Source organism: Amycolatopsis sp. NBC_00345 (assembly GCF_036116635.1).
Taxonomy (GTDB): Bacteria; Actinomycetota; Actinomycetes; order Mycobacteriales; family Pseudonocardiaceae; genus Amycolatopsis.
On sequence record NZ_CP107995.1, the window covers coordinates 7,648,486 to 7,672,451 of the forward strand.

General features: G+C 70.0%; 25 protein-coding genes, 1 tRNA gene and 1 pseudogene. 16 read left to right on the forward strand and 11 right to left on the reverse strand.

Annotation, left to right across the window (positions count from 1 at the left end):
* Positions 1 to 193: 193 nt before the first annotated feature.
* Together OG943_RS34545 and OG943_RS34550 are read left to right on the forward strand one after the other, a co-directional pair.
* Complete coding sequence (locus OG943_RS34545; RefSeq protein WP_328605118.1) at positions 194 to 493, forward strand: hypothetical protein; 300 nt, start codon at positions 194 to 196, stop codon at positions 491 to 493.
* 107 nt (positions 494 to 600) lie between these two features.
* A complete protein-coding gene (locus OG943_RS34550; protein WP_328605119.1) occupies positions 601 to 1,170 on the forward strand; it encodes a hypothetical protein in 570 nt (189 codons plus the stop codon).
* A 21-nt stretch (positions 1,171 to 1,191) separates the two neighbouring features.
* Here the strand turns inward: OG943_RS34550 and OG943_RS34555 are convergent, their stop codons facing one another.
* The 5 genes from OG943_RS34555 to OG943_RS34575 form a co-directional block, all read right to left on the reverse strand.
* Positions 1,192 to 2,007, reverse strand: coding sequence for a class I SAM-dependent methyltransferase (locus OG943_RS34555; RefSeq protein ID WP_328605120.1), 816 nt, complete (start codon positions 2,005 to 2,007; stop codon positions 1,192 to 1,194).
* 61 nt (positions 2,008 to 2,068) lie between these two features.
* Positions 2,069 to 2,476 carry a contact-dependent growth inhibition system immunity protein gene (locus tag OG943_RS34560; RefSeq protein WP_328605121.1) on the reverse strand — a complete coding sequence of 136 codons (408 nt, stop codon included), beginning with the start codon at positions 2,474 to 2,476 and terminating at the stop codon, positions 2,069 to 2,071.
* Between the two features lie 244 nt (positions 2,477 to 2,720).
* Positions 2,721 to 2,811, reverse strand: a tRNA-Ser gene (locus OG943_RS34565).
* Positions 2,812 to 2,866: 55 nt separating this feature from the next.
* The gene (locus OG943_RS34570; protein WP_328605122.1) at positions 2,867 to 3,307 is read right to left on the reverse strand and encodes a nucleoside deaminase; all 441 of its coding nucleotides are present in this window, start codon (positions 3,305 to 3,307) and stop codon (positions 2,867 to 2,869) included.
* Positions 3,308 to 3,330: 23 nt separating this feature from the next.
* On the reverse strand, positions 3,331 to 3,813 hold the full coding sequence (locus OG943_RS34575; RefSeq protein WP_091627185.1) for a tRNA adenosine deaminase-associated protein: 483 nt from the start codon (positions 3,811 to 3,813) through the stop codon (positions 3,331 to 3,333).
* Between the two features lie 76 nt (positions 3,814 to 3,889).
* Between OG943_RS34575 and OG943_RS34580 the strand changes: the two genes are divergently transcribed.
* The 6 genes from OG943_RS34580 (at position 3,890) to OG943_RS34605 (ending at position 8,519) form a co-directional block, all read left to right on the forward strand.
* A complete protein-coding gene (locus tag OG943_RS34580; RefSeq protein WP_328605123.1) occupies positions 3,890 to 5,122 on the forward strand; it encodes a M20 metallopeptidase family protein in 1,233 nt (410 codons plus the stop codon).
* 25 nt (positions 5,123 to 5,147) lie between these two features.
* Entirely contained in the window at positions 5,148 to 5,606 is a 459-nt protein-coding gene (locus tag OG943_RS34585; RefSeq protein WP_328605124.1) for a heme-degrading domain-containing protein, read from the forward strand.
* Positions 5,607 to 5,729: 123 nt separating this feature from the next.
* Entirely contained in the window at positions 5,730 to 6,653 is a 924-nt protein-coding gene (locus OG943_RS34590; RefSeq protein WP_328605125.1) for a dihydrodipicolinate synthase family protein, read from the forward strand.
* A gap of 476 nt (positions 6,654 to 7,129) precedes the next feature.
* Positions 7,130 to 8,179, forward strand: coding sequence for a fatty acid desaturase family protein (locus OG943_RS34595; protein ID WP_328605126.1), 1,050 nt, complete (start codon positions 7,130 to 7,132; stop codon positions 8,177 to 8,179).
* Entirely contained in the window at positions 8,176 to 8,367 is a 192-nt protein-coding gene (locus OG943_RS34600) for an RGCVC family protein (RefSeq protein ID WP_328605127.1), read from the forward strand. Before OG943_RS34595 ends, OG943_RS34600 begins: the two co-directional genes overlap by 4 nt.
* On the forward strand, positions 8,364 to 8,519 hold the full coding sequence (locus tag OG943_RS34605; RefSeq protein WP_328605128.1) for a DUF6307 family protein: 156 nt from the start codon (positions 8,364 to 8,366) through the stop codon (positions 8,517 to 8,519). Before OG943_RS34600 ends, OG943_RS34605 begins: the two co-directional genes overlap by 4 nt.
* A 65-nt stretch (positions 8,520 to 8,584) precedes the next feature.
* Here the strand turns inward: OG943_RS34605 and OG943_RS34610 are convergent, their stop codons facing one another.
* The gene (locus OG943_RS34610; protein ID WP_328605129.1) at positions 8,585 to 9,574 is read right to left on the reverse strand and encodes an RNA polymerase subunit sigma-70; all 990 of its coding nucleotides are present in this window, start codon (positions 9,572 to 9,574) and stop codon (positions 8,585 to 8,587) included.
* Positions 9,575 to 9,768: 194 nt separating this feature from the next.
* Between OG943_RS34610 and lysA the strand changes: the two genes are divergently transcribed.
* The gene (gene lysA, locus OG943_RS34615; protein ID WP_328605130.1) at positions 9,769 to 11,106 is read left to right on the forward strand and encodes a diaminopimelate decarboxylase; all 1,338 of its coding nucleotides are present in this window, start codon (positions 9,769 to 9,771) and stop codon (positions 11,104 to 11,106) included.
* Here lysA and OG943_RS34620 read toward each other — a convergent pair.
* Positions 11,004 to 12,632, reverse strand: coding sequence for an APC family permease (locus tag OG943_RS34620; protein ID WP_328605131.1), 1,629 nt, complete (start codon positions 12,630 to 12,632; stop codon positions 11,004 to 11,006). The genes lysA and OG943_RS34620 overlap by 103 nt on opposite strands.
* A gap of 259 nt (positions 12,633 to 12,891) precedes the next feature.
* Between OG943_RS34620 and OG943_RS34625 the strand changes: the two genes are divergently transcribed.
* Positions 12,892 to 13,389 (forward strand): Lrp/AsnC family transcriptional regulator, encoded by a 498-nt coding sequence (locus tag OG943_RS34625; protein ID WP_328605132.1) that lies wholly within the window; start codon positions 12,892 to 12,894, stop codon positions 13,387 to 13,389.
* A gap of 150 nt (positions 13,390 to 13,539) precedes the next feature.
* On the opposite strand, the gene OG943_RS34630 is transcribed toward OG943_RS34625, so the two are convergent.
* The 3 genes from OG943_RS34630 to OG943_RS34640 form a co-directional block, all read right to left on the reverse strand.
* Positions 13,540 to 14,112, reverse strand: a complete 573-nt coding sequence (locus tag OG943_RS34630) for a DUF6328 family protein (RefSeq protein WP_328605133.1) — start codon at positions 14,110 to 14,112, stop codon at positions 13,540 to 13,542.
* A 199-nt stretch (positions 14,113 to 14,311) separates the two neighbouring features.
* A complete protein-coding gene (locus OG943_RS34635) occupies positions 14,312 to 16,360 on the reverse strand; it encodes a DUF2339 domain-containing protein (protein WP_328605134.1) in 2,049 nt (682 codons plus the stop codon).
* A gap of 125 nt (positions 16,361 to 16,485) precedes the next feature.
* The gene (locus OG943_RS34640; protein ID WP_328605135.1) at positions 16,486 to 17,457 is read right to left on the reverse strand and encodes a Gfo/Idh/MocA family protein; all 972 of its coding nucleotides are present in this window, start codon (positions 17,455 to 17,457) and stop codon (positions 16,486 to 16,488) included.
* 145 nt (positions 17,458 to 17,602) lie between these two features.
* On the opposite strand from OG943_RS34640, the gene OG943_RS34645 reads away from it, so the two are divergent.
* The 5 genes and pseudogenes from OG943_RS34645 to dusB all read left to right on the forward strand — a co-directional run bounded on the left by OG943_RS34645 (position 17,603) and on the right by dusB (position 20,479).
* Complete coding sequence (locus OG943_RS34645) at positions 17,603 to 18,238, forward strand: hypothetical protein (protein WP_328605136.1); 636 nt, start codon at positions 17,603 to 17,605, stop codon at positions 18,236 to 18,238.
* Positions 18,239 to 18,281: 43 nt separating this feature from the next.
* Positions 18,282 to 18,614, forward strand: a pseudogene (locus tag OG943_RS34650) (tRNA-dihydrouridine synthase); the annotation flags it as partial.
* 89 nt (positions 18,615 to 18,703) lie between these two features.
* Positions 18,704 to 18,919, forward strand: coding sequence for a hypothetical protein (locus OG943_RS34655; protein ID WP_328605137.1), 216 nt, complete (start codon positions 18,704 to 18,706; stop codon positions 18,917 to 18,919).
* A complete protein-coding gene (locus OG943_RS34660) occupies positions 18,916 to 19,293 on the forward strand; it encodes a hypothetical protein (RefSeq protein WP_328605138.1) in 378 nt (125 codons plus the stop codon). The genes OG943_RS34655 and OG943_RS34660 overlap by 4 nt, the downstream gene beginning before the upstream one ends.
* A gap of 37 nt (positions 19,294 to 19,330) precedes the next feature.
* Entirely contained in the window at positions 19,331 to 20,479 is a 1,149-nt protein-coding gene (dusB, locus tag OG943_RS34665) for a tRNA dihydrouridine synthase DusB (RefSeq protein ID WP_328605139.1), read from the forward strand.
* A 1,323-nt stretch (positions 20,480 to 21,802) separates the two neighbouring features.
* On the opposite strand, the gene OG943_RS34670 is transcribed toward dusB, so the two are convergent.
* Positions 21,803 to 22,228, reverse strand: coding sequence for an Hsp20/alpha crystallin family protein (locus OG943_RS34670; protein WP_328605140.1), 426 nt, complete (start codon positions 22,226 to 22,228; stop codon positions 21,803 to 21,805).
* A gap of 183 nt (positions 22,229 to 22,411) precedes the next feature.
* Here OG943_RS34670 and OG943_RS34675 point away from each other — a divergent pair, with 183 nt between their 5' ends.
* On the forward strand, positions 22,412 to 23,881 hold the full coding sequence (locus OG943_RS34675; protein WP_328605141.1) for a purine-cytosine permease family protein: 1,470 nt from the start codon (positions 22,412 to 22,414) through the stop codon (positions 23,879 to 23,881).
* The last annotated feature ends 85 nt before the right edge of the window (positions 23,882 to 23,966 follow it).

Sequence of the window (23,966 nt, forward strand, 5' to 3'; positions counted from 1 at the left end):
CTGGCATGCCCCGATGATCGTCACGCCCCGGTCGGGCGGTCAAGTCGCTTCACGATGTGGAACCGGTCATCGCCTGGCCGGGTGACCACACGGGACGTAATGGGGTTAGATCTCCCCCTACGGGGTGACGGGTGGGGGCCCGCCCTCCGTAACCGGCCGCTCGTCGGGAGCGGCGCCCAGGGAGGGGAGTCCCATGCCAGGTTCGACGACTGAACGGTTGCGTTCCGCAGCCGACTCACTGGACAAGGCCGCGGCCGACGCCGACCAGGCCGCGGGCCGCTTCGCGGAGTCCCGCCTCGAGTCGACGCCCTTCGGGATCTCCGCGCCGGCCCGCGAGCTGGCCGCCCGCTGGGAAGCCGCCCTCGCCGCGCGCGACGTGGACGCCCGCGTCCTCGGCGACGCGACCTCCGACCTGGCCGGCCTGCTCCGCATGGCCGCGGGCGGCCACGCCGACCGCATCCGGCCGATCGCGGCCACCGCGCTGTTCAGCTGAGGGGTTCTGATGCCGTTACCGCGCTCGGTGCTGCTGGGGCGTGTTGCGCCTGTTGCGTTTGGTGCGGGTGTTGCTGAGCTCGTGCCGCACCCGGCGGAGGGGTTCTGATGCCGTTCCTGCACCCGGCGCTGGACCAGGCCGCCGCGGCGTTGGAGCCGTTGCGGGCCGCGGGGGCGCGGCTCGGGGCGCCCAACCCCGTCGCGGCGTTGCGGCAGATCGACTGCTCGCCGCAGGCCATCCGCGAGTCCGCGCGCAAGCTCTCCAGCGGCCGCGACGTGCTGGTCACCGCGCGGCTGCAGTTCGAGGGCGGGGCGCACCGCGCGGAGCGGCGCTGGGGCGGCGAGCCCGCCGCGCTCTTCCGCAGCCGCGCCGACGAACTGGACGCCCACTACCGTCAAGCCGCGGAAGCCGCCGCCCGGACCGCCGCCGTCGGGCTCGACCTCGCCGACCTGCTGGACCGGCTCGCCGTCCAGACCGCCGAGCAGGTCACGTCGATCGCGGCGGCCGCGCGGTCGGCCGCGGACGCCGTCCTGGCCGGTGACCGTTCGACCGACGTCGTCTACCCCGTGACGTCGGCCTGCAACTCGATCGCGAGGGCCGTCGCGACGGGCGTCTCGACGATCGTCGAGACCATTCCCGTCCTGGAACCCTTTGGCACGCCCGTGGTCCCGGGCTGACGGAAGTCCATTAAGGACGGTTCAGCCCGTCTTCACCCCGGTGACGAACCCACCGGCCGTCGGCTCGTCCGGCGGCCGCCCGTACCCCGCGGCGAGTTCGGCGCGCGAGTACGTCTCGGGCCGCCAGCCGTGCGCGGTCAGCCATTCCGGTGCGGTGGCGCCGAGGCCGCCCTTCCACAGGCCGGTGACGGACGCGCCGTTCGCCACCGCGCGGGCGCGCTGGAGCAGGTTGTCGCCATCCGCCTGCGGCCGGTGCTCGAACGAGATGCGGCTGCCGGGCGCGGACAATGCGGTGATGTCGGTGAGCAGCCGCGCCGCCTCGTCGTAAGTGAGGTAAACGAGCAGCCCCTCGGCCAGCCACGCCGTCGGCCGTCCGGGCGTGAAGCCGGCTTCACACAACGCGGCGGGCCAGTCATCGCGCAGGTCGACCGGGACCACCACGCGCTCGCAGCGGGGCCGGGCGGACTGCGTCGCCAGCACGGTGTCCTTGAACTCCAGCACGTCGGGCAGGTCAAGCTCGAACAGCCGGGCGCCGTCGGGCCAGCCCAGCCGGAACGCCCGCGCGTCGAGCCCCGCCGCGAGCAGCACGACCTGGTCCGCGCCGGCGAGGAAGTCGTCGAAGAAGCGGGTCCGGATCGCCACCTGCTCGGCGAACACCTGGCCGAGCCCGTCGCCCCGCTCTTCGGCCGAGAACAACGCCTGCCCCGCCTGGAAAAACGCGCCTGCGTAGGGATCCTCGAACAACCGATCGGGCCGCCCACTCTCCAACGCCCGCAACCCGGCGACCCCGACAGCCGTCCGGCCGACGGGCGGCAGCTCTTCCGGTTTCGTGGTCATGGTCGCCAGCCTAGAACCGCGCGGCTCTAGGCATGGGCGGAAACAGGCCAGGTACGTCGAATCACGGTTGCGATCGGCGCATCCGGAAGTCCCGGATCTTCGACAGCATCGTGTCGTCCAAGTCTTCACTGGCTTCGGGGTCCATCGACTCAACCGCCGAAACGATGCGCCCGATCCGGTCCGAGCCAACGGGCTTTCCCTGCCAGCACTCCAGCGGCAGAGAAAGCACCGTCGACAGCAGGTCCCCGGGGTAGTAATCACCCTCAGCAAAAGGGTTCTGCTCCAGCACAGTCAAGGCGTACGGCAAAACAACCACGGTGCCGACGTCCTGGCCAAGAAGGATGCGGAGATCCTCGACCTCCAGCTCCCCGATCGGCTTCCGGCGCAGTCGGTGAACTGTCCGCACCAGGTACGAGGCATCAGCGGGAGCGTCTCCCCACGATCGTTGCTCGATCACTTCAAGCGTCATTCACCCGCCATCGTCCACCACTGCCCCCTGCGCAGAATCAGCCCGCCGGGTTCGGGCCGAGCGCCCCCGCACGACCGCAATGGCAACCACCGTCAGGAACCCGAGACCTTGCCGCACCCGACCGCAATGGCAACCACCACCGGGGGTCCGGGGGCTCGCCCGCCGGGCGGGCCCGGGGTTGCACCCCGGAAAAAACGCCAAGCGACGTGGCCCGCGCTTTTCGCGGGCACACGTCGCCTGAGATTGGCGGTGGCGGTGGGATTTGAACCCACGGACGGGGATTAGCCGTCACACGATTTCGAGTCGTGCTCCTTCGGCCGCTCGGACACGCCACCGCCGAGAAATATACCGGACCCCCGTCCGGCGCCCGCAGGGGGTTCAGGAGGGGGTTCAGGAAGGCTGGGGGCGGCGGGTGGCGAAGTAGGTCTCCAGCAGGGTGGCGCACTCCTCGGCGAGGATGCCGCCGTGGACTTCCGGGCGGTGGTTGAGCCGGCGGTCGCGCACGACGTCCCACAGGGACGACACGGCGCCCGTCTTCGGCTCCCACGCGCCGAACACCAGGCGGGAGACCCGGGCGAGGACCAGCGCGCCCGCGCACATCGTGCAGGGCTCCAGCGTCACGGCGAGGGTGCAGCCCTCCAGGCGCCAGCCGTCGCCGTGGACGCGGGCCGCCGCGCGCAGGGCGAGGATCTCCGCGTGGGCCGTGGGGTCGCCCAGCTCGACGCGGGCGTTGCGGGCCGCCGCGAGGGGGCGGCCGTCAGGGCCGAACACCACGGCGCCGATGGGCACATCAGCGCCAGGGCCGCGGGCCGCCTCGAGGGCGGCCTGCACGGCTTCGGTGTCGGCCGGGCGTCTCAGAGCTCGTCCAGCAGTTTCGTGAACTCGGGTGCGAAGCCGCATCTTTGGGCCACCATCTGCAACTGCTCGTCGGGGTAGAGGTCCACCTCTCCGACGATAACTTCCAGCTCGACGCCCGGCAGTCCGAGATCGGTAAGGATCTCCAGGTCGCCCTCCGGCCAGACGGCTTCGTCGTCCTCGTCCGGCGGGTCGACGCGCAGGACGTCCAGCACGTCCGCCGCGATGTCGTAGTCCAGCGCCGCGGCCGCGTCCGAAAGCAGCAGAGACGGCCCCCGCGGGCTCGGCCGGACGATCACGAAGAACTCGTCGTCCACGGCCAGCAGCCCGAACGCCGCCCCGGTCGAGCGGAGTTTCCCCAGCTCGGTGATCGCCGCGTCCAGCTCTGTCAGTGCCGCGGGATCAAGCGCACTGCACCGCCACCGACCGTCTTCTCGGACCACAGCCATCGCGAAGCCCGTGACCGGCTCTTGCACCGCCATGCGCACACCGTATTCCGCCGGGGAAACGAGCGCACGCACGGTGCACCCGAAGGGGCGGGGGTGCCACTATCGAATCATGACCGGACCCACCGACCTGCCCACGCTCCCCGGCACCCCGTTCGCCGGGCTGCTCGCCGACGCGCGGGCACTGCAGGACCGCACCGTCGACCTCCGCCGCGCCCTGCACCGCCGCCCGGAGCGGGGCCTGCACCTGCCGCGGACGCAGCAGGCGATCCGCGCGACCCTCGCCGACCTGCCGATCGAGTTCACCGAGGGCCGTTCGACGACGTCGCTCACCGGCGTCCTGCGCGGCGCCCGCCCGGGCCCGGCCGTGCTGCTGCGCGGCGACATGGACGCGTTGCCGGTGCACGAGGACACCGGGCTGGAGTTCGCCTCCGAGGTCGACGGCTCGATGCACGCCTGCGGGCACGACACCCACGTGGCGATGCTGGCGTCGGCCGCGCGGCTGCTCGCCGGCCGCGTCGACGAGCTGGCCGGCTCGGTGGTGTTCATGTTCCAGCCCGGCGAGGAGGGCGACCACGGCGCGCGGCACATGATCCACGAGGGCGTGCTGGACGCCGCGGGCCCGCGGGTGTCGCGCGCCTTCGCCCTGCACTCGATGGCGACGATGCCCAGCGGCGTCCTGCGGGTGCGCGGCGGGACGACGATGGCTTCGGCGGACACCTTCCGCGTCGAGGTGACCGGCCGCGGCGGCCACGGCTCGATGCCGCACGAGGCGATCGACCCGGTGCCGGCGGCGGCCGCGATGGTCGGCGCCCTGCAGACGATGGTGACGCGCCGCATCCCCGTGTTCGACCCGGCGGTGATCTCGGTGACCTGCATCGAGGCCGGCACGACCACGAACATCATCCCCGAGACGGCGGTGCTCCAGGGGACCATTCGCGCCCTGTCGGAGGACACGCGCGCGCTGATCCGCGAGGAGCTGCCGAAGGTCTGCACGTCCATCGGCGCGGCCCACGGCTGCCGCGTCATGGCCGACGTCGACCCGGGCTACCCGGTGACGGTGAACGACGAGGCCGTCGCCGCCCAGGTGCTGGCCCTCGCCGCCGAGGTGCTCGGCCCGGAGAACGCCGAGGAGATCCCGGTCCCCAGCATGGCAGCCGAGGACTTTTCCTATGTGCTGCAACGGGTTCCGGGCGCGTTTGCGTTCCTCGGCGCCTGCCCGCCCGGGGTCGCCGCCGAGAACGCCCCGAACAACCACTCCAACCGCGTGGTGTTCGACGAGAACGCGATGCCCAGCGGGGTGGCGATGCACACGGCCTTCGCCTTGGCCACCTTGCGGGATTAAACAACAGTGTTGATTTAATAGTGGCATGACGACCGTTACCGAGCTTCTGGAGCAAGAGGACCGGCTCACCTTCACCCGGTTCGACAACGAGACCGCGCTGGCGCTCGGCGAGCACCTGCTGGCCGAGGCGCGGGCGCGCGCCCTGCCCGTGACGATCTCGGTGCGCCGGAACGGCCAGCGCCTGTTCCACGCCGCGCTGCCCGGCACGTCCGCCGACAACGACGCGTGGATCGAACGCAAGAGCCGCGTCGTCGACCGCTACGGGCACAGCTCGTTCCTGGTCGGCACGCAGTTCCGCGAGAAGGGCAGCTCGTTCGAGGCCGACTCGCGCCTGGACCCGGACCAGTACGCGGCGCACGGCGGCGTGTTCCCGGTGATCGTCGCGGGCGTCGGGCCGGTCGGCACCGTCGGCGTCTCAGGCCTGCCGCAGGCCGAGGACCATGCGTTTGTCGTCGAGCAGCTGACGTCCTTCCTGGCCACCTGAAAGGTTCCGCCAGGGACCCGGGCGACCAGCGCAGTCGCCGGCCGGGCCGGTCGACCCAAGATTCAGGACGCCTGCCCCGTGCTAGTCTCGCCGCGTCAGTGCACATCATATATCAGATCGGACATGCCAGTGGTGTTCGAAACAGCGGTCTTCGAAACACAGCGGCGGCGGCTGGCCGGCGTGGTCGCGATTCCGGTGACGCCGTTCGGCAGCGGGGGCGGGATCGACGGGGAGATCTACGGCCGGCTGGTCGAGCGGCTGACCACGAGCGGCATCGAGGTGGTCACGCCCAACGGGAACACCGGGGAGTTCTACGCGCTCGACGGGCACGAGACGCGGCTGTGCCTTGAGCTGGCCGTCAAGCGGGCGCACGGCGCGAGCGTGCTGGCGGGCGTCGGGCACGACGTGCGCTCCGCCGTCAAGGCCGCGCGGCACGCCCGGGACGCCGGCGCGGACATGATCATGATCCACCAGCCCGTGCACCCTTACGTCTCGCGTGACGGCTGGGTCGAGTACCACCGGGCGATCGCCGAGGCGGTGCCCGAACTCGGCGTCGTCCTCTACGTCCGCAACCCCGCCATCAGCGGGGAAGAGCTGGCGCGTCTCGGCGAAGCCGCACCGAACGTCATCGGCGTCAAGTACGCGGTGCCGGACCCCGTGCAGTTCGCGACCGTCGCGCGCGAAGCGGGTTACGAACGCTTCGTGTGGATCGCCGGTCTGGCGGAGCTGTCCGCGCCCGGGTACTTCGCCGTCGGCGCGACCGGGTTCACGTCCGGGCTGGTGAACGTGGACCCGCGGATTTCGCTGGACATGTTCGCCAGGCTCAGCACCGGCGACTTCGCCGGCGCGATGGAGATCTGGGAGCGGATCCGGCCGTTCGAACAGATGCGTGCGGCCGATGGGAACGCCAACAACGTCAGTGTGGTCAAGGACGCGCTGTCCCAATTGGGCCTGTGCCGTCCGGACGTCCGGCCACCGAGCCGCCTGCTCACGGCGCCCGAGCGGGAACGGCTGTTCGGGCTGCTGTCGTCGTGGGGACTTTCGTGACCGGCCGACGGGGCGCGGCGGCACCGCAGCGAGCCGCCACGGCCCGTCGATGGGACAACCCCGCCGACAGTGGCGAATCGCGGCACCCGAGCTTCCCGCGGTAGCCGTCGTGGGCGCCTCGGGCCCCGCGAAAGCGGGACGGGCGGCTGCTCACCAGCTGTTGTGGCCGGTATGGCCACGGGCGGGGAACTCACGAACCAGGACGAACTCCTGTCCCCGGACGGGCAAACCGACCGGACGGGCACCGGGGGTAGCCGGCGGAGCCGACCCTGCGTTCCCCGATGACGTTGACCTTACGCCGGTTCCGGTTCCGGCGGGGGAATTGCCATCGTCGCACAGGAGTGAGAGGCTGATGGCAGGCCGCGGTGCCACCGCGGCCAGGCCCCAGCGCCCTTCTCCCGGACCGGACCCGGACCCGTCGTGGCCGGAAAACCGTCGCTGGACAAGCGTCTCGCCTGAACCAGAGCGGTGTCGTCATGACCTCGTCCCGTACTTCTGATGCCCTCGATCCGTTGCCCCCCAAGGGCAGTGAGTTCGCGGAGCTATCCCGGCTGATCAAGGCGGCAGGCCTGTTGGAGCGCCGCCGCGGCAGCTACGCCACGCGGATCGGGCTCAACCTGTTCGCCTTCGCGGCCGGCTGGGTGGCCTTCGTGTATCTCGGTGACTCATGGTGGCAGCTGTTCATCGCCGCGTTCTTCGCGATGATGTTCGCACAGCTCGCCTTCATCGGCCACGATGCCGGCCACCGGCAGATCTTCCGCACCCACAAGGCAAACGACGCCACCGGACTGGTCCACGGTGGACTGACCGGCCTCAGTTACGGCTGGTGGATCGGCACCCACAACCGGCACCACGCCAACCCGAACCACGAGGACGAGGACCCGGACGTCGACATCGCCGCGCTCGCCTTCAGCCGCGCGCAGAGCAGTGAGAAGCGCGGTTTTCTGCGCTGGGTGGCCAAATACCAGGCCTTCATCTTCTTCCCGCTGCTGTTGCTGGAAGGCCTGAACCTGCACGTGTCGAGCGTGAAGGCGGTGTGGGCCGGTGACGTCCGGCGGCACAAACTGGAGTCCGCGCTCCTGATCGGCCACCTCGTGGCCTACGTGGCCGCGGTGTTCATCGTGCTGTCACCGTTGACCGGTCTTGTGTTCATCGCGGTGCACCAGTGCCTCTGGGGCCTGTACATGGGCTCTTCGTTCGCGCCCAACCACAAGGGCATGGAGATGCTGACCAGCGGGCACAAGCTCGACTTCCTGCGCAAGCAGGTGCTGACCTCGCGCAACATCCGCGGCGGCCCGGTCGTCGACTTCGTCCTCGGCGGGCTGAACTACCAGATCGAGCACCACCTGTTCCCGAGCATGGCCCGGTCCAACCTCAAGCACGCCCAGGTGATCGTGCGGGAGTTCTGCGCCGAGCGCGGGATCTCCTACGCGGAATGCGGCTGGGCCCGCTCCTACGGGTACGTGCTGGAGCACCTGCACTCCGTCGGCGCACCGTTGCGTGAACCCGCGCGGGCCGCGGCATGACTGCGGCGACCCCGGCGGACGCGCCCGAGGAGACCCGGCCGGAGAACGCCTGCCCCAGCTGCCCACACCCGCTCGACTCGCACGACGTGATCGCGCGCCGCTTCTGCGCCGCGACCTCGGCCGGGCACCTCGAGCGAGGCTGCGTCTGCGGCGCAGCCGTCAACCCCCATGTCAGGAAGAAGCCATGACCACACCCACGCCCGTCAGCCGTTACCAGCAACGGATCGACCGAGTACAGAAGATCGTCCAGGTCCACACGAAGCTCGACAACACCAAGGCCCGCGCCCTCGCGACCGACATGGTGCACGTGCTCGACACCGTGCCGGAGACCGTTCGCTGAAACCCGGGCGGCCACCGGTGAGAGCACCTGGTGGCCGCTTGGCCATTTCCGTGACGGCAGCCGTCTCACGACGGCAAGGTAGGCAAGGTCTCGGCAAGGCCGAACGCGGGGAACGCCGCGGTGCTGAAGGTGATTACCTCGGCGACCTTGCCATCCGAAATCCGTAGCGCATTGATCCCGAAAGCGCGGAAAACCCCGTCCACGCGAACGTAAGTGGCCAGCGCGGGCAGGCCGTTCGCGGAAATCGGCAGTACGCGGAACGGCGCGGCGTAGTCCCCGCGAAACGCCGGCTCCCAAGCCTTCTGCACCGTCGACAGGCCTGAATACCAGGTGGGCTCCGGTCCGGAGTGACCGCCGGCGCCCGACGCGTGACTGCAACGGACGTCTTCGCGCAGCAGTTCCGCGAAGGTCGCTTCGTCGTGCTCCACCAACGCCGTCATGTAGCGCGCGACGACAGCGCGTTCCGCTTCGCTCGCTTCGCCGGCCTGCCACTCCGTACGCCGTGCGGGCAGATGCTCCTTCAGCGCGGCGCGGCTGCGTTGAACGGTGCTGTTCACCGAAGCCGGCGTGGTCCCCAGCGCCGCCGCCGTCTCGCGCGCGGACCAGCCGAGCACGTCACGCAGCAGCAACGCCGCCCGTCCACGCGGCGAAAGGTGCTGGATCGCCGCCAGGAAAGCCAGCTCCACGGTCTCGCGCGCGACGACCACGGCGTCCGGCTCCAGCAGGCTGTCCGGGAACGGCTGCAGCCACGGCACCGCCACCGCCGGCCGCGGCGTGAGGTCCGAATCGCGCGTGGACGGCAAGTCCAGCACCGGCAGCTCGCGCGGGTGCGCGTCGAGGAAGTCGAGGCACGCGTTCGTCGCGATGCGGTACAGCCACGCCCGCACGCTCGCGCGCCCCTCGTACGTCGAACGGCCGCGCCACGCGCGCAGCAGCGTCTCCTGGACCAGGTCCTCCGCCTCGTCGAACGAGCCGAGCATCCGGTAGCAGTGCACCCGCAGCTCCCGCCGGTGCGTCTCGATTTCCGTCGCGAAGTCCGTCATCGGTTCAACCATGTCCCTTGTGACGGCGGTCCGCGCGAGAACTGAGCACAGCGCAGGTCAGCGGGGGTGTGGCGCAAGTTACCCGCATGTAAATAAGACGTCAGCGAGGGGGACGAAAGCGTCAGCGTGGTGTTCACGGCGCGGGCGGAACGCTGAGCCCGGCGGTCTGCTGGAGGAGTCCGAATGGCCCACTCACGGAGGTAACCGTGACGCTCAGCGAGCTACTGCCCAGCCTCGGTTGTGAGGCCGCCGACCACCTCGAACCGGGGCTCTGGCCGCGGAGCACTTCCCTCGGCGAAGGCGGTGAGCTGATCTTCGCGGGCGCCCCGGTGAGCCACCTGGCCGCCCGGTTCGGCACCCCCGCGTACCTCCTCGACGAGGCGCAGGTGCGTGACACGGCCCGCGCCTACCGCCGTGCCCTGCCGGAGGCCGAAGTGGCCTTCGCGAGCAAGGCGCTGTGCACCCGGGCCGTGCTGCGCTGGGTCGCCGAAGAGGGCCTGTCGCTCGACACGTGCTCCGCGGGTGAGATCGCCGTCGCACGTTCGATCGGCTTCCCCGCCGATCGGATCCTGTTGCACGGCAACGCGAAGACGCCCGAAGACCTCAAGGCCGCGCTCGAGTACGGCGTCCGCCGCATCGTGCTCGACTCGCTCGACGAGGTCGAGCAGCTCGGCGCGCTCGCGCACGGCGCGCAGCAGGTGATGATCCGCGTGACGCCCGGCGTCACCGGAGACACGCACGCCGCCATCACCACCGGCACCGAGGGCCAGAAGTTCGGCTTCTCGCTGCGCGAAGACGTCCAGGACAACGTGGACCGCGCCGTCGCCGCCGTGCTCGCGCAGCCCGGGCTGCGGCTGGTCGGCCTGCACTGCCACATCGGCTCGCAGGTCACGCGGGTGGACCGGTACGAGGAGGCCGCGCGGCGGATGGTCGAGGTGCTCGTGCGCATCCGCGACACCTACGGCGTCACCCTGCGCGAGCTGGACCTGGGCGGCGGGCACGCCGTGCCGTACCTCGACCGCGAGGCGGCGTTCGACCTCGAGGGCTACGCGCGGCGGCTCCGGGTCGCGCTGGGGTATGAGTGCTCGTCGCACGGATTTCCCTTGCCCCGCTTGACGATCGAGCCTGGCCGCGCGATCGTCGGGCCGTCCGGGATCACGGTGTACCGGGTGTGCGCGGTCAAGCGCGGCAGCCGCACGTTCGTCGCCGTCGACGGCGGCATGAGCGACAACGCGCGCCCCGCGCTGTACGGCGCGCGCTACACCGCCCGGCTCGTCGGACGGCACACGAAGGCGGCGCGGCAGCCGGTGACCGTCGTCGGACGGCACTGCGAGTCCGGCGACGTGCTGGCCTCCGACGTCTGCCTGCCCGGCGACATCCACGCGGGCGACCTGCTGGCCGTGCCGTGCACCGGCGCGTACCACCACTCGATGGCCTCGAACTACAACCTCGTGGGCCGCCCGCCGCTGGTCGGCGTCCGCGACGGCCTCGCGACGCTGCTGGTCCCGCGTGAGACCGAGGAAGACCTGCTCCGGCGCTGCTGAGCCTCGATGACGTCGCCGCCGCGCGGTACCGAACCGCGCGGCAGGCGGCGGCCGGCGAAGAACTCGCGGCACCAGTGGCGCACGGCGAACATGAGCGGGAACCCGATCACGATCGACACCACGCCGATCACCGCGACGCCGCCGATGCCGAAAACCGTGGTCTCGCCGGCGTCCGGCTTCGCGTACTCGCGCACCGCGAGCACCAGCACGGCCAGGAAGAACAGACCGCCGACGAGCGGAAGCAACCCGCGTAAGAAAAAGTTACGCACGCTCGTCAGCAGCGTTCGGCGGAACACCCAGACACAGGCGAGCGCCGTCATCGTGTACTCGATCGCGATCGTGAGCCCGACAGCGTCCACGGAGTCCGACAGCACGTTGTCGCTCCACACCGCCAGCAGCGCGTACAGCGCGAGCGACACCAGCCCGAACGTCCAGGTCGACACCGTCGGCGTCTGGTACTTCGGGTGCACGCGGCCGAACACCTTCGGCAGCGCACCGTGGGTCGCCATCGACAGGGTGGTGCGCGCGGCGGGCATGATCGTCGCCTGGCTGGTCGCGGCGCCGCTGGTGAGCACCGAGACGATCAGCAGCAGCCCGAACACCCGGCCCAGCCCGGACGAGCCGAACACCGCGCCGCCGAGGCCGGCCAGCACGTCACCGGAGTTGGCCTCGTTGCCCAGCCCGATGCCGTTCTCGCCGGCACCGGCGAAGGCGAGCGCGGCGACCGTGACGAGCAGGTAGTTCAGCACCAGCAGCACGGTCGACAGCACGGCGGCGCGGCCCGGCGCGTGCCGCGGGTCCGTGGACTCCTCGTTCACCGACAGCGAGCTTTCCCAGCCCCAGTAGATGAACACGGCCAGCAGCACGGCGGACACGGCCGTCCCGACGCTCACGCCGCTCGGCCACAGCCAGCTCCACTGCGGCAGGTTCGCCTGCGCTCCCGCGCTGCCGCCGTACACGCGTCCGAGCGCGACCACGGAGAACACGACCAGGACGGCCAGCTCGATGCCGAGCAGGATCCACTGCACCCGCGCGGACACCTCGATGCCGCGGTAACAGAGCCAGCACAGCCCGAGCAGCCACACGCCGCCGATCGCGGTCGTCACGGCGCGGTTGCCCGCGAGGCCGTCGGCGCCGAAGAGCAGCAGCGTGTAACGGCCGGTGAGCGCCGACTGGCTGCTCATCACCAGCAACTGCGCGACGGTGACCACCCAGCCCGTCATCCAGCCGGCGCGGCTGCCGAACGCGCGCGTCGCCCAGGTGAAGTTGGTGCCGCAGTCCGGCTCCGCGGCGTTCAGTTCGCGGAACGCGAAAGCCACGAAAAGCACCGGGACGAACGAAAGCAGGATGAACGCGGCGGCCTTGAAACCGGTGCCCGCGAGCACGATGAAGCCGAGTGTCGCAGCAATGGAATATGCGGGCGCCGTCGACGACATCCCGATCACCATCGACGACACCATGCCGAGCGCGCCGCCGCGGAGCCCCTTGGCCTGGACCGTGGGAGCGGACGCGACGGCTTCGGACATGACTGTTTCTCCTTCTCGGGGTGGGTTTTCCGGGGGTGGGCACTGCGCCGACGGGCCGGCAGACGTTACCCGGACCCCCCGGCGCGACGGCAGCCGCTGTGCGCGGACGCACACAGCGGGCTCGGCCGTACGCACGTGAAAGTTCACCGGAGCAGCGGCTTGACCGCGGTTTCGGTCCGAACAGCCCTCCTGCTCGGACGCTATGGCCGATACGCTGCGCACTTAAGGAATCACATGCCGAAACACAGGGAGGGACGGCATGGGTGACGAAAACCGCACGAAGGTCGATGACCAGCGTGCGCCGAAGGCGTTGGACGGCACCGACAGAACTTTGATCGCCTTGCTCCAGCATGACGGGAGGGCGTCGTTCACGGCGCTGGCCAAGGCGGTCGGGCTCTCGGAGGGCGCCGTGCGACAACGCGTCCAACGGCTGCTGCGCGACGACATGATGCAGATAGTCGCGGTGACGGCGCCGGAGAACGTGGACCTGACCCGCCAAGCGATGATCGGCATCACCGTGAACGGCGACCCCCGCGAAATCGCGACGCGGCTGTCGGATCTGGCCCACGTCCACCAGGTGGTGCTCTGCGCCGGCCGCTTCGACCTGCTGGCCGAACTGATCTGCCGCGACGACGAGCACCTGCTCGAAGTACTGGGCGAGGAGGTCCGGCCCATCCCCGGCGTGACGGGGACGGAGCTGTTCGTCTATCTGAAGCTGGCGAAGCAGAACTACGCGTGGGGGAAGCTGACGGCGTGATTTCGTCTCGGAGGCCGCCTAGGTCGGTGGCCTCCGAGGCTTCGTGCTGTGGCTCGGGTGTCAGGGCGGTGGCTCAGGGGTTCGGGCGCGGGTGCTCGCGAGGTCGGGTTGGCCGGTGTTTCTGGGAGCGCTCCCGGAGCAGCCCCGCGGTCAATCGCGCAAGGCGGCCTGGTCCCGCCGAATCCGATACGGGATCAGTCCCCAGAGCGTCCCGAACAGCAGCAACGTGAGCACCGCGACGACCGTCATCGCGACCAGTCCGTAGACGACTTCCGCGATGAGCGCGACCGTCACCGTGATCGCCGCGGCGAGGCAAGCCAGCCCAACCAGCACGAACCGATTGCCGACGTGCAGGATCTCTTCGCGCCGGCCGGTCCGGAACAGCACCCGGTGCCACGCCGCGGGGGCGGTCAGCAGCGCCGTCGCCGCCACCGTGAGCAGAACGGCGCACAGGTGCAGCGCCTTTTCGAGCTCGCTCGCGTTATGGAACCGATCCGTGAACACCACCGCCAGCAGGAACCCGAACAGGATCTGCACCCCGGCCTGCGCCACGCGCAGCTCCTGGAGCAACTCGCCGATGTTGCGCTGCAGCTTCTGGTTGCGGGTCTCGCCGGTGTTCTCGGCGTCGATGTCCGCGTTCTCCGCCTCCACGCGCCGGGCATCATCGGGCCCCGCACCCACCTGGCCCTCGGTGGTGCGCTCGCGATCCTCAGCGTCGGTCATCCGCAGTCTCCAGCACTCGTGCCCACTTCGCGCCACGACACCGAGGAAACACTAGGCGGCCCACACCACCGGCCGCGACTCCAACGACGGGTCCGGCACCAATGGCAGCGGCAACCGGCCCCATCCCGGCACCAACCGCATCAAGTCCACAATGGACAATCCGCCCGCTAGTCCAGCTCCGTGCCGGCCCCGCGAACGGCTAACGCGACGCCACGAGCCGCGCGTAACGCGCGCCCGCGACCATCAGCACCAGCCCGGCGCCGAGGAACGCGGCGACGCGCGCGAGGCCGTCCAGCGCGGCCAGGTCGAACAGCACGAGCTTCAGCACGGCGGCCCCGACCAGCACCAGCCCGACCACGCGCAGCGCGACGGCGTCGATACCGCGCAGGAGCAGGACAAGGGCGGTGACCGTCCAGGACACGGTGATCAGCGCGTGGCCGGTCAGGAACCCGGACCGGCTCGGGATCACCAGCAGCGACGCGCAGAGCACCACACCGGCGGCGCCGTGCAGCGCGGCCAGTCCCGCGGGCAGCCAGGTCACGATTTTGGCGGGTTTCAGCACCTCCAGCCGGACCGCGGCCCACGGCAGCGCGACCGCCACGGCCAGCAGCAGGACGGCGGCGGCAAGGCCGGTCAGCAGGTCCGCCGTGGTGCGCGCGTGGGCGACGATCAGCAGCGCCGGCGTGACGTCCGTGACGAGCGCGACCAGCCAGCCGATCACCGCGAACGCGAGCGCGCCGCCGAGCACGAACCGATTGCGCGTCCACCGCGCGGCGAAGGCGAGCACAACGGCCTCCCCGAGCAGGACCGCGCCGCCGTCGAACTGCGTGACGGTGGCCTGCAGCGCGGCGACGAGGCCGGCGATCACCACGACGTTGCCGGAATTCCCCCGCACGAGGAGCCCAGTCGCGACCAGCACCACGGCCGCGCCACCCGCCAGAAGGGCCGACTGGGTCTTCGGCAACAGCGCGGCGGCGACCAGAACGGGCAGGACGGCGGACGCGAGCACGGCCATCGCCGCCGGGTCATTTTCCTTACGCCGCAACATAATCAGCGCAAGTGCGGCGCTCACGACGCCTGCGGCCACGGCGACCGGGACGTTCTGCGTGTGCAGCGCGCTGCCGATCACCGACGTTGTCAAGGGCGGCAATGCCGCGGCGAGCGAAAGGGCCCACCACTCACGCCGGAACTGGACAGGCGCCGTCGCGATCTGGAGCATGAGCAGGAACGTCACCAGCTCCGGTGTGAACCCCCACGTGATCAGGGGCGCGCACACCCCGCACCCGACCACGACCGCACTGGCGAGCAGAGAGGAGTCCCATTTGACGGCAAGGAGCAGGCCGCCGACCGCGATGACGAGTCCGGCGCCGAGTCCCGCTGGGACGGGCAGGAAGTCGTAGAGCGAGGTCGCGGCGACGGCGTCGAGGTAGAGCGTCGCGATGCCGGTCGCGGCAAGGGCGAACGCGCCCGTGCGCGCGGCGGGTTTGCGGTGCAGCCACGCGCCTGCCCCGACGAGCGCGGCCCCGAACGCCGCCCCGACAAGCACCCGCGGCAACGGCCCGAGCCACCCCCGCTGCACGGCGAGCACCAGCAGCAGCACCACGCCCAGCAGGGTGACCGCACCGCCGACCCACGCGAGCACCCGCGCCCCGGCGCCTTCCTTCCGCAACCGTTCCGCCAACGTCGGCGGCGGCACGTAGGGCTGCTGCGGCGGCATCGCGAAGTACTGCGGCATGGGCTGGGCGTACTGGGGTTGCGGGGGCGCCGGATGGGGCATGCCGTGGCCGTGGGGTTGCGTGCCGGGGTAGGGATACGGGTAGGCGGTGCCGTAAGCGGGCGTGGACGGCGCGGCCGACGGCGCGAACAGCCCCGGCGCGCCGAACCGCGGATCCCCTTGCGCAGCAACCGGATCCTGCGGCTGCGTGCGGGGATCGCCCGGCACGGTGGGCGATCCCGGCGGCAGCGTGCTCGGGTCGCTTTGGCCCACGGCCGGGTCCTGCGGCATGTTCGGATTCCCTTGCGCGGCCGCCGATTCCGGCGGACGAACACGCGGGTCGCCTGTAGCCGCCGACGGCGTCTGCGGAACCCCCTCCGCCTGGAAACCCGACGTCGACAGGCCAGGCGACGGCTCCGCAGCGGTGACCGCGACCTCAACGCCGCGCAGCTCGGCCCCGACCACTGCCAGGCGCCGGCCGAGGTCGTTGATCTCGTCGGCCAGGCGGTGGAGGGTTTCGCCTTCGGTAGTCATGCGGTCAGATTCGGGCATAAGGGCCGTTGATCGGATCCGTAGCACTACTCAACCCCGGACACGGGACGGTTGCGATCCCTCTCGACCGCGCCTTTCGAGCCGATCGACGACGTCGACCGGGCCGGTCAGCCCGCGGTGGCGGCCTGCGCGAGCACCTCGTCCATGGTCGCCATGATCGAGACGGTCTCGTCCAGCGGCATGAGCGGGCTCTCGGTCTCGCCGGCGCGCAGGCGCAGCGCGACCTCGTCCGCCTCGTGGCGCAGGCCGCGGCCCTCGTCGGCGTACTCGAACCGGGTCCGGTCGCCGCTCCGCGGGATCAGCGTGAACGACGTGGGGGCGTAGAAAGCGCCCTCGATCTCGATGCGAGCGTCGGTGCCCACGATCGTCGCCGTGGTGGGGCCGACCGCGCGCAGCGTGCAGCTGAGCACCGCCTGCGCGCCGCTCGCGTGGCCGAGCAGCATCGACGTCTGCGCGTCCACACCGGTGAACGCCGGGTCGGACAGACTGACCACGCGGTTCGGCGCGCCGAGGACCATCGACGCGAACGACACCGGGTAGATGCCGAGGTCAAGCAGCGCGCCGCCGCCCAGCTCCGGGGCGAACAGCCGGAACGCGGGATCTTCGGCGAACCACTGTCCGTGGTCCGCGATGACCGTGACGACGTCGCCGAGCTCCCCCAGCAGCTCTCGGATGCGCCGGACGTGCGGCAGGAAACGCGTCCACATCGCCTCCATCAGGAAGAGCCCCCGCTCCCGCGCGACCGCGACCAGCTCGCGGGCCTCCGCGGCGTTCATCGTGAACGGCTTCTCCACCAGCACCGGTTTGCCCGCCTCGAGCGCCAGCAGGGCGTTGGCGTGGTGCATGGGGTGCGGGGTGGCGACGTAGACGACGTCGATGTCCGGATCGTTCGCCAGGTCCTCGTAACTGCCGTGCCGCGTGGTGATGCCGAGGCGGTCCGCGAACCGGTCGGCACCGTCCCGACTCCGCGAGCCGACGGCCGCGACCGTGCCGGAGTCCGTGAGCCTGAGATCTTCGGCGAAGGACCCGGCGATGCCCCCCGTGCCCATGATCCCCCACCGCACCGGCTTCTCGACCACGTCGCACTCCTCGATTCTCGGGCTGTGTCATGCCCATCATGCCGTGGAACGAAGCCGTGAGCCTTCGACGCAGATGCCAGGCAAGCCCGGCCCACGGGCCCATACCCCGATCGATACGCACGGCACCAAAAGCGACAATGACGATATGAACGCCCAGTTCCCGCAAGGACTCCCCCCGCACGGCGGCCCGGTCCCCAACCCACCGAAACGAGGACTCGGCACCGGCTGGATCGTCACGATCGTGGCCGGCAGCCTGGTCGCCGTGCTCGTCACGGTCCTCGTGATCGGCTGGGCGATCGGCGCATTCGCCTTTCTGGGCGGCGGTGTCAGCAGTTTCGCCAAAATCGAAGGCAAGTACGGGGCTGCACCGCTGCCAAGCTGCGAGGAAGTCGCGGGCCGGGTCGGGAACCTGCCGCGCAACAGTTCCGACACCAAGCTCGAGGGCAGCAAAGGCTGGCTGTGCACCTTCACCAACTCGGGGGAAGGCTTGACGGTCAACCTCGACCTGGAAGTGAACAACGTGCAGCGCCAGCGCGACAAATTCGACGTCTCCACGTCATCGGGCGCGTCCGTGCTGGACCCAACAGTGCGGCTGGGCGAAAAAGCAGCATGGGGACTGGTCCCCACCGGATCGAACTGCAAGCTGACCGTCCTGGACAGCAACGCAACGCTCGACATCGGCCTCGACGACTGGAACGCGGCGAGCGACGATCTGACGACTTGCAAGATCCGGGTCCTAGCCATAGCGCAGACTTTCTACGATTCGATCCAGCCTCGGTGAGCCCCTGGTCGACGTGGTCGCCGCCACAAGCGACAATGGAGACGTGACCGCGACCCTGAGCAAGCCCGCCCTGAAGATCGGCCCCTACGAGGTCGATCCCCCGGTTGTGCTCGCGCCCATGGCCGGGATCACCAACGTCGCCTTCCGGCAGCTGTGCGCGGAGTACGGCGCCGGCATCTACGTCTGCGAGATGATCACCGCCCGCGCGGTCGTCGAGCGGCACCCCGGGACCATGCACATGATGACCTTCGGCGAGCACGAGAAGCCCAGGTCCATGCAGCTTTACGGCGTCGACCCGAAGACCATGCGCGAGGCCGTGAAGATCATCGTCGGCGAGGGGCTCGCCGACCACATCGACTCCAACTTCGGCTGCCCAAAGTCAACACAATGACAACCTTCACTCCTTCGAGGCGACTGTCTAGCCCGCTCTTGACGGTTGCGTCTAGCCGGGGCTAGACATACTCTGTGAAGAGACGGGAAGTCATCAAGAAGATCGCCACCGAGGCCAAGAAGCAGGAGGCGGAGTGGGGCCTGGCCCGAGAAGGTGCCAACCACACTGTCTACACGTTGAACGGCGTGATGGTACCGATCCCACGCCACAACGAACTGGGCGAGATCTTCGCGATCGACATCTTCAGGGAGTGCGAGGACGTCTTGGGCAAGGGATGGTGGAAGAAGTGAAGACCTACCACGCCGAAGTAACCCGTGATGGGAAATTCTGGCTTATCCGGGTCAACGAGATCGGCCGATCCACCCAGGCCCTCCGTTACAAGGACGTCGCAGCGATGGCGAGCGAACTTGTGGAGATCATGGAGGATCTTCATGGCGATGAGTTCAACCTTCATCTTGAGGTGCATCTTCCGAGTTCCGTAAAGGATCACCAGGCCCGCGCTGAGGTCCTGCGAGCTGAAGCTCAGCGCAACCAGGCCGAGGCAGCCGCCGAAAACCGTGCGGCGGTGCAAGAACTGCTCGCGATGGGACTCTCCCAACGAGAAGCAGGCGACGTTCTCGGCGTGTCGTTCCAGCGCGTGAGCCAGTTGGCCAAGTCTTCCTGAGACTCCCGAGTTCACGTGCCTTGCGTCACCAGCGACAATGGAAGGCGTGACTGCCCTAGTCGAGACGAAGCCCGCCCTCAAGATCGGCCCCTACGAGGTCGATCCCCCGGTTGTGCTCGCGCCCATGGCCGGGATCACCAACGTCGCATTCCGCAGCCTGTGCGCCGAGTACGGCGCCGGCATCTACGTCTGCGAGATGATCACCGCCCGCGCGGTCGTCGAGCGACACCCCGGGACCATGCACATGATGACCTTCGGCGAGCACGAGAAACCCAGGTCCATGCAGCTTTACGGCGTCGACCCGAAGACCATGCGCGAAGCCGTGAAGATCATCGTCGGCGAGGGGCTCGCCGACCACATCGACTCCAACTTCGGCTGTCCCGTCGCCAAGGTGACGCGGAAGGGCGGGGGCGCGGCGCTGCCGTTCAAGCGGCGGCTGTTCGCCGACATCGTGCGCGAGTCGGCGGCGGCCGCGGCCGCGGCCGGGGTGCCGTTCACGGTGAAGTTCCGCGTCGGGATCGACGACGACCACCAGACGTTCCTCGACGCCGGGCGCATCGCCGAGGCCGAGGGCGCGGCGGCGGTCAGCTTGCACGCCCGCACGGCCGCGCAGCGCTACTCCGGCCAGGCGGACTGGACGAAGGTCGCGGCGCTCAAGGAGGCCGTGACGAGCATCCCTGTACTCGGCAATGGCGACATCTTCTCCGCCGACGACGCACTGCGGATGGTCGCGGAAACCGGTTGCGACGGCGTGGTCGTCGGCCGCGGCTGCCTCGGCCGGCCGTGGCTGTTCGGTGAGCTCGAGGCCGCGTTCGCGGGCCGCGAGGTGCCGCAGGGGCCGAACCTGGGCGAGGTGGCGCGGGTGCTGCGGCGGCACGCGGAACTGCTCGTCGCCCACGACGGCTCGGTCAAGGCGATGCGCGACCTGCGCAAGCACATGGCCTGGTACTTCATGGGCTTCCCGGTGGGCTCCGAGCTTCGCCGCAGCTTCGCGATGGTGTCGAGCATGGACGAGCTGGACGACCTCCTCACCCGCCTCGACCACGACACCCCGTTCCCGGCCAACGCCGACGGCCCGCGCGGTCGCCAAGGCTCCCCCGGCAAGGTCACACTCCCGCACGGCTGGCTCGACGACCCGGACGACGACTGCGTCCCCGAGGCCGAGGACATGCACTCCGGCGGCTGATCCACCGGAGTTGTCCACAGACTGTTCCGGTCCTTGTGGACCCAGGTGTGGGTGCGTGATGGGGATCTTCTGGGACGTCGGCGCTGGTGATGTGGGCTGACGTGCGCCGCCTCGGTGTGTCGGTGTTGCCGACGTTCTTTTGTGGCGGTCCTGGCCTCGTCTCCCGGACGTCGGAGCTGGTCTCCGCGGTGGCGGTCGAGGTGTGGAACCAGCCCGGTTTGCTTGAGTTTGTTCGGCGGCCCGTTGTGTGGAGCGACGCGGGGGACCTGGTCGCCGATGGTGCTGTCGGCGACCGATTTTCCTTCTGCTGAACGGTTTCCGCGCTGATCGTGGTTGGGCGCAGGAACGGTTGTGACGACGCGGCTGGTTCCCGAAGTCACCTTCGTGCGGCGCCGGGTGCTGTGGCCGCTGCGCGCGCCGAGTTCCCCGTCGGAGGTGGTGCTGAACGCCTTCACTCCGACGTGCGCGCTGCACGAGTTCCCGGCCTCTGTGGATGGCGAGTGGGCTCGTGCAAGTGGGTTGTCCACCTGCATTAGTCCCCAGGTGTGGATACCCGAACGAGTGGCGGTTCTCCACACCTTGTCCCCAGGTTGTCCACAGGGTCCTGTGGACAACTCAACGAGGGGTGTGGAGGGTTTGGCTGCGGTGCTGGTCACGAGGCTTGCTGTGGATGATCAGTCAGCTCGACAACGACGGCTCAGCTGGGGACGGAGAAGCGGGAGACGGCGGAAGCGGCGACGGGGCGGGGTGGAGACGGGCGCCGGGAGGCGGGGGCGAGAGGCGGAAGCGGAGGCGGCGAACCGCGAGGGCGGCACAGCGCTGGTCACGTCGGGTGGATGTGCCGGTGGCGACGGGGCCGCTGGAGCGATGTCAGAAGACCGGCAGCACCGGGAGGGCCGCGCCGGACACCAGATGGGCGGCGCCACGCGGGCCGGACCGAACGCCAGATGGGCCGCACCAGACGGGCCGGGCCGGAGATCAGGCTGGCCGCGCCGGGGCAGGCTGGCCCAAACGGGGCGAGCCGCGCCGCGCGCCCCGCTCCGTGCGCCCCGCTCCGTGCGCCAGGCTGACCGCTTCAGGGCGGATCGGACAGCCCGCAGAGGGCGAGCCGCGACGGACGCCAGATGGGCCGCGACCGATGGACCGCGTCAGGCGGGCCGCGTCAGGCGGGCCGCGCCGGACGCTGGATGGGCCGCGCTGGGCGCGAAACGGCCCCGCTCATCCGTGGCGGACTGACCATAATAGACAGACCACAGTGGACGAGCGGGGCCGAAACTCTCGCCAGGCAGCTAGTGCCAGACATCGAGTGCCAAGCGTCGATTGTCAGGCGTCGAGTTGTTTCGGGTCGCCGTTGATGGTGATTTTGCGGGGCTGGGCCTTCTCGGCGAAGGGGATTCGCAGGGTCAGCACGCCGTCGACGTACTCGGCGGCGACGTTGGTGGTGTCGAGGGTGTCGCCGAGGAAGAGCTGGCGCGAGAAACTGCCGCGCGGGCGCTCGGAGACCTGCACCTTGGCGTCCTCGGCGTAGCCGGCTTCGCGAGACGCCTTCACGGTCAGGACGTTGCGCTCGACGCTCACATCGATCGAGTCCCTGGCCACGCCGGGGACGTCGAACTGCAGCACGTACTCGTCACCCGCGCGGTAGGCGTCCATCGGCATCGCGGCGGGGCGAGGGGAAGTGCCCTGGCCGCGGAAGGCCTGCTGGGTCAGCCGGTCGAACTGGGCGAACGGGTCGGTCCGGATCAACATGTCTGGTTCCTCCTTCGAAGGGTCCTGACCTGCCCTGGTCGGACCTTACAAAGTTGCCAACACTAGACTCAAGTTAGTTGTTCCCATACGACGCAGATCACAGTCCAAGTACCGACGACCTGGTCTCTGGCGGCACTATGAACCGAGCCGGAGTTCCAGGACGGGTTCGGATAGGCGGTCGGCATGGTCAGGACCGGGCAGGAGTCGCCCGAGAGCGACAACCGCGACAGCCGCAGCCGTCTGAAGGTCGAGGCGCACGGCATCAATGTCATCGGCGACGCCGACCGGCGCGGGCGGCCGCGGCAGTTGTTCTGGCCGTGGTTCGGGGCGAATGTGTCGATCCTCGGGCTCGGTTACGGCTCGTTCGCGCTGGGGTTCGGGATCTCGTTCTGGCAGGCGGTCGTCGCCGGGGTGATCGGGATCATCTTCTCGTTCCTGCTCTGCGGGTTCATCGCGGTGGCGGGCAAACGCGGCTCGGCACCGACGATGACGCTCTCGCGCGCGGCGTTCGGCGTGCGCGGCAACCACTTGCCGTCCGCGATTTCGTGGATTCTCACCGTTGGCTGGGAAACCGTCCTCACGGCGCTCGCCACCATGGCCACCGCCACCGTCTTCGAGCGGCTCGGATGGGGTGGCGGGACGACTACGAAACTCGTAGCGCTGGTCGTGGTCGCCGGGCTGACCGTGGTCAGCGGTGTGCTGGGCTTCGACCTGATCATGCGGCTGCAGACCGTCATCACCTGGGTCACCGGCCTCCTCACCATCGTCTACGTGGTGCTGGTGGCCGGGCACGTGCGCTGGCCGGCCGTCGCGGCGGTGCCGGCGGGCTCGGCGCAGGAGTTCATCGGCGCGCTGGTGTTCCTGATGACGGGCTTCGGGCTCGGCTGGGTCAACGCGGCCGCGGACTACTCGCGCTACCTGCCGCGGCGGGCGTCCGGGCGCGGGGTGGTCGGGTGGACGACGTTCGGCGCGTCCGTGGCACCGGTGGTGCTGCTGGTGTTCGGGCTGCTGCTGGCCGCGTCCTCACCGGAGCTGAACCAGGCCGTCGCGGCCGACCCGATCGGCGCGCTGACCACGATCCTGCCGGTGTGGTTCCTGGTGCCGTTCGCGATCGTCGCCGTGCTCGGGCTGGTCGGCGGCGCGGTGCTGGACATCTACTCGTCGGGCCTTTCGCTCCTGTCGGCCGGGCTGCGGATCCCGCGGTACGCCGCCGCGCTGGTCGACGGCGTGATCATGATCGGCGGGACCATCTACCTGGTCTTCTTCGGCGGCACGTTCCTCGGCCAGTTCCAGGGTTTCCTGACCACCCTCGGCGTGCCGGTGGCCGCGTGGTGCGGCGTGATGCTGGCCGACGTGCTGCTGCGCCGCCGCGACTACGCCGAGGCCGACCTGTTCGACCCGCGCGGCCGCTACGGCGACGTCCGCCTCGGCCCGATCACGCTGATCGTCGTCGCGACGGCGCTGGGCTGGGGCCTGGTGACCAACGCGTCGGCGAGCTGGCTGCACTGGCAGGGCTACCTGCTGGAGCCGTTCGGCCTCGGCGGCTCGTGGGCGTTCGCGAACCTCGGTGTGCTTGTCGCGCTGGTGCTCGGTTTTGTGGTGACGCTCGTGTTCTCCCGATCCCGGGTCCGGGCACAGGAGGAAGTCGGTTGAGTCTCGACTGGACGTGATCGGCGTGGAGAACATGCAGCCGGCGAATTGCCGGGCTTACGCAGGGGTCGACGACTTCCCCGTTACG